The sequence below is a fragment of the Cohnella sp. GbtcB17 genome (assembly GCF_019091135.1).
Classification (GTDB): domain Bacteria; phylum Bacillota; class Bacilli; order Paenibacillales; family Paenibacillaceae; genus Cohnella.
The window spans coordinates 1-1,359 of sequence record NZ_JAGXJW010000144.1 but is presented as its reverse complement, the minus strand read 5'-3'; the positions used below and the strand labels follow the sequence as shown (position 1 = coordinate 1,359).

Genomic DNA, 1,359 nt, shown 5'->3' with positions numbered 1-1,359 from the left:
CAGCAGCTTCAACGTAGCCACTGCTACGACTAACATACATCGGAGGCTATCATCCATGAGCGTACAAATCATCATCAACGGCGAGAACGCCGCAGAAGCACTGTCCGAACTGTCCAGCTTGTCGGGAGGCTTTGCGGCCAAGCCCGTCGCAACGATCGCCGAGACGCCCAAGACGGAGCGTGCACCGCGTACGACTCGCACCAAGACGGAGCAGCCAAAGGAAGAAGCGCCGCCGGCCGAAACGGAAGATCCGGACGTGTCCGACGAGGACGTCGAAAGCCTGGGCGGCAGAGACGCTGCCGCCGACGAATCGGTGCCGTCCGACGTGGAGCTGCGCGGAGTCGCTGCGGAGATCGGCAAGAAAGGCCCGGACGCCAAAAAGGCGATCAAGGCGCTGCTGGACAAGTACGGCGTGCCGAACATCACGGCCGTGCCGGCGAACAAGCGGATTGCCTTTAAGGCCGAGCTGGAGCAGCTCTAATGTCAGCGCCTGCACATGCTGAACGCTCTCACGCCCTGCTGGGCGCGTCCAAGGCGAGCCAATGGATTAACTGCCCGCCGAGCGCCCGGGCGCAAGAGAGCGTGCCGGACAAGCGGAGCGAGTACGCCGATGAGGGCACCGCCGCGCATGAGTATTCCGAGCTATTCCTGAGGCGCCGGCTGACACCGTGCAACCGGGCGGAGCGCGCGCGCCTGGATAAGGCCATCGCCGACTTCAAGGCGAGCAACCCCTATTACGGCCCCGAGATGGAGGACGCGGTCGGCTATTACGTCGAGGTTGTGGAAGAGTGCTTCATGGCTGCCAAGGCACGGAGTTCAGACGCAGTCATCTTGTTCGAGGAGCGCTTGGACTTTACCGAGTGGGTGCCGGAAGGGTATGGGACCGGCGACGTTCTCATCATCGCGGACAGCATCATGGACGTGATCGATCTCAAGTATGGGAAGGGGCAGCCGGTCAGCGCGATTGGCAATCCGCAGATCCGGCTGTACGGCCTTGGCGCTTGGTCCGGTTACAGCTACCTGTACGACATCCGCGAGGTGCACGGGACTATCGTACAGCCGCGGCTCGACAGCGTGACGACGGACGTACTGCCGATCGACGAGCTGCTGCAGTGGGCTGAGACGGTCGTGGGTCCGGCGGCCGCGCTGGCCTTCGACGGCAACGGCGAATTCAAGTCCGGCGACCACTGCCGGTGGTGCAAGATCAAGGGTAATTGCCGGGCGCGTGCCGAGGCCAACATGGCCGCGCTGGCTTACGAGTTCAAAGACCCGGCGACGCTGACGCTCGACGAGATCGGATCGATCCTGTACGTCGCCGAGCAGCTCAAGGCGTGGGCCAAGGACGTCGAGGACTTCGCG

Annotated in this window: 2 protein-coding genes; both read left to right on the top strand. The window is 63.4% G+C overall.

Going from position 1 to position 1,359, the window contains the following annotated elements:
- Positions 1 to 55: 55 nt before the first annotated feature.
- Positions 56 to 481, top strand: coding sequence for a hypothetical protein (locus KVT38_RS33365; protein WP_217598042.1), 426 nt, complete (start codon positions 56 to 58; stop codon positions 479 to 481).
- The coding region (locus KVT38_RS33360) for a DUF2800 domain-containing protein (protein ID WP_217598041.1) at positions 481 to 1,359 on the top strand (879 nt) is incomplete at its 3' end. The genes KVT38_RS33365 and KVT38_RS33360, both read left to right, overlap by 1 nt.